General features: G+C 50.9%; 3 protein-coding genes. All 3 read left to right on the top strand.

Features of this window, described 5'->3' with window-relative positions:
- Window positions 1-582: 582 nt before the first annotated feature.
- The 3 genes from AWJ19_RS37260 (at window position 583) to AWJ19_RS11370 (ending at window position 3,386) form a co-directional block, all read left to right on the top strand.
- Complete coding sequence (locus AWJ19_RS37260) at window positions 583-1,401, top strand: methyl-accepting chemotaxis protein (RefSeq protein ID WP_068723804.1); 819 nt, start codon at window positions 583-585, stop codon at window positions 1,399-1,401.
- 161 nt (window positions 1,402-1,562) lie between these two features.
- Window positions 1,563-2,357: an alpha/beta hydrolase gene (locus tag AWJ19_RS11375; RefSeq protein WP_068723802.1), complete on the top strand. Its 795-nt coding sequence runs from the start codon at window positions 1,563-1,565 to the stop codon at window positions 2,355-2,357.
- Between the two features lie 42 nt (window positions 2,358-2,399).
- Window positions 2,400-3,386 (top strand): sensor domain-containing diguanylate cyclase, encoded by a 987-nt coding sequence (locus AWJ19_RS11370; RefSeq protein ID WP_068723800.1) that lies wholly within the window; start codon window positions 2,400-2,402, stop codon window positions 3,384-3,386.
- The last annotated feature ends 108 nt before the right edge of the window (window positions 3,387-3,494 follow it).

Below are 3,494 nucleotides of genomic sequence, written 5' to 3'. Positions count from 1 at the left end.
AGCCTCAGTAGGCCAAAAACTTGAAATGAAAGGCAAAAATGCCTCTGATTTCGGCGGAAGAGGCGAAATGAGCGAAATGAAGGGCAAAAATGCCTTTGATTTCACAGCCTAAGTGGCCAAAAGCGCGAAATGAAAGGCAAAAATACTTCTGATTTCGCCTCGTGTGGCCAAAAGCGTGAAATAAAAGGCAAAAATGCCTTTGCTTTCAGCCCGTGTGGCCGAAAGCACACTTTAAGGGGAAAAATCCCCTTAATGAGCCGGCAAAGCCTACAGCTTGCCAGGAATAGGGGGATAAATCCCACTATTGAGCCACTACCCCGCAGCCCGCAACATGCGGCCGGCATCAGCCATAGGCAATAATCCCCGTGACCTGCCCGCACAGTTAAGCCGTTGCTCCCATCTTGCTGCAAAACGCCGCCTAACGCTTGAATAACGGCTGGCGCCAGCGATATAAATCATGATTGCTTAAAATTTGATTATTTTGATTCAGCAAATTTAAAAATTTATAAGTTTATAAATCTTTTATTATGAATGTAAATATTTGATTGTCATATACGATTTACTGAAAAAGGTGGCTACAACATGTACAAAGTTGAATCGCTGGAGCAGCTCATGGCGGCGGTGCCGGTAATCAGGGCGGCCGTCCCCGCCGATCTATCAATCGCGATCTGCGACCTGGAGAAATTCCTTGCCTATTGGCCGGGAGAAAATATAAATTTGCATATCCAAGAGGGCCAGCTTCTTCATACCGAGGAACCGCTGACCGCAGCCATCCGCAATAATACGCCGCTTAGGGCTGATGTGCCTGCCGAGTTTTACGGCTTCGAATTCACCGGGACGGCTACCCCGATCCATGACCGGGAGGGCCGGGTTATCGGCGGTATTGCCGTGCAGCTGCGCCGCCAGCGTGAGCTTCGGATCATATCGGACCAGATTGCCGGCTCGCTTGCCCAGGCGAGTACCCGGCTGATGCAGGTCGCGGACGGTGCGAGTGAACTTGCTGCCTCTACCCAGCAGCTTCTTGCTCTTGCACAAAGAAGCGGCGAGCAGGTTAGCGAGACGGATAAGGTAGTGATGCTTATCAATAATGTTGCCAGCCAGACGCATCTCTTGGGCATCAATGCCGCAATCGAAGCGGCCCATGCCGGGGATAAGGGCAGGGGCTTTGGAGTCGTGGCCCAGGAGATCCGCAAGCTGTCGAATGAAACGGTCAGCTCCACCAGGACGATTCAGGATACATTGGGGGCTTTCAAAACGGCAACGTCACAAATGGGCGTCTCTATTGAGCGGATCGCTTCCATTGTACAGGAGCAGGCCGCAACCTCGGAGCAGATATCGGCCTTCATTGAAGAAATCCAGCAGATGTCCGAAAAGCTGAACGCCTTCGCCCAAAAGCTGTAGGCAATAAGCAGAGCTTGCCGGAACGAGACAAAAAAAGTTTGCGTTAATGCCACATTTTAGCTGGAACGATCAGGGGGATTGACATAACGATTTACTTGTCATTTAGGGTGCCCGCCCTCACAATGAGGGATAGTATTTTGGAGAATAAGGAGTTACAGCGGATGAATGAGATTTGGGCCAGGAATAAAGTGAAAGTAACCGGAGAGGGCGAGCGGACCATTGTGTTTGCCCACGGCTTCGGGTGTGACCAGAGCATGTGGCAGTTTGTAACACCGGCTTTTGAGCAGGAGTACCGGCTGGTGCTCTTTGATTATGTAGGCTCGGGAAATTCCGATTTAAGCGCATATAGTACTGAGCGGTATGGAAACTTCAGCGGATATGTACAGGATTTGCTGGATGTTATCGGACTGCTGCAGCTGAGCGATATTATTTTTATAGGACATTCTGTCAGTTCCATGATTGGGATGCTGGCTTCCATTGAACGGCCGGAGCTGTTTGCCAAAATGGTGATGATCGGCCCGTCCCCCCGGTATTTAAATGATGGTGAGGACTACTACGGCGGATTCGAGAAAAGCGATATTGCCGAGCTGCTGGAGATGATGGAAATGAATTTCAGCGGCTGGGCCAGCTTTATGGCACCGCTTGCCATGAATAATCCGCATTTGCCGGAGCTGACCCAGGATCTGCAGCGCAGCTTTATTTCAGCCGATCCGGTGATTACCCGGGAGTTCGCCGAGGTTACGTTTCTGTCGGACCACCGCGGGTCGCTGGCTGCAGCCGCAGTGCCAACGCTGATTCTGCAGTGCTCGGATGACAGTATTGTGCCTATTGAAGTAGGTGAATATCTGCATAAGCACCTGAAGAACAGCGAGCTGCGGCTGATGCAGGCCAAGGGACATTATCCGCATATCAGCCATCCGGAGGAGACCATTGCGCTGATTCAAGGCTATCTGTAAACAGATTTTGAACACTATGCAGTATTGTGAGGTTATTTAAAAATGGATGAACGGCTGGAATACGCCCCGTGCGGATATTTGTCGATTACACATCAGGGCATCATTACGGATATGAACCATACCTTCCTTTTCTTGATGGGATACACACGGGAGGCGCTGCTGCATAAACATATTGAATCGATTATGTCCAAGGCGAACCAGCTGGTTTTCCATTCTTATTTCTACCCGAATATCAAGCTGCATGGTCATGTAGAGGAGCTGTTTATCAGCCTGAAGGACGTAAGCGGAGGGACGGTTCCCTACATTCTGAACGGGCGGAGTCTGGTGGTTGAGGATGTGGCGGTGATAGACTGCGTGCTGGTGCAGATGAGCAAACGGATGGATTACGAGCAGGAGCTGCGTTCGGCGAAGAAACAGATCGAAGAGGCTTACTGGGAAAAAGAGCAGGCGCTGGCCAGACTGGGCCAGATCCATACCGAAATCCAGCAGAAGCAGAGTGAGCTGATGGAGCTTAATGCCGTTCTAGTGGAGCGGTCTACGACGGACAAGCTTACAGGACTCAGGAACAGGCGTTATTTAGAAGAGAAGTTGAGCAGTCAGCTGGAGCTGTTCCGGGAGACAGGGGAGCCGTTTTCACTGCTGATGATAGACATTGACTACTTCAAGCGGATCAACGATACCTTCGGGCATCAGAAGGGTGATTATGTGCTGGAGAAGCTGGGGAGCCTGCTGAGATTTCATTCGCGGGAAAAGGATACGGCCGCCCGTTACGGCGGAGAGGAGTTCGTGCTGATTTTGCCTGATATGGCTGCTGATGAATCCAGGCTGGTCGCTGAGAACCTGCGTCAGGAGGCTGAGCTTGCTGTCTGGGATACCGGACGGCTTACGGTCAGCATCGGGATTGCTACATGTACGGCCGGGGATTCGGAAAAAACGCTGCTCCACAAAGCCGACACCGCGCTCTATGCATCCAAAGAAGGCGGAAGAAACCGCGTGACGCACAGCTTTGATTTTGCCGCGAAGCTATAGTAAGCCTGATTATTCATATATAAAAGAGCCCTCAACAGAGCACTGAAGTGCACCCCTTAGAATAGACATTGGAATAAACCCCTGGTTTATCCGATGAAATCTAAGGGG

This window comes from Paenibacillus sp. DMB5, assembly GCF_001517085.1.
Classification (GTDB): domain Bacteria; phylum Bacillota; class Bacilli; order Paenibacillales; family Paenibacillaceae; genus Paenibacillus_AQ.
The sequence above is the reverse complement of the archived record's forward strand: the minus strand, read 5'-3'. Positions and strand labels throughout refer to the sequence as shown.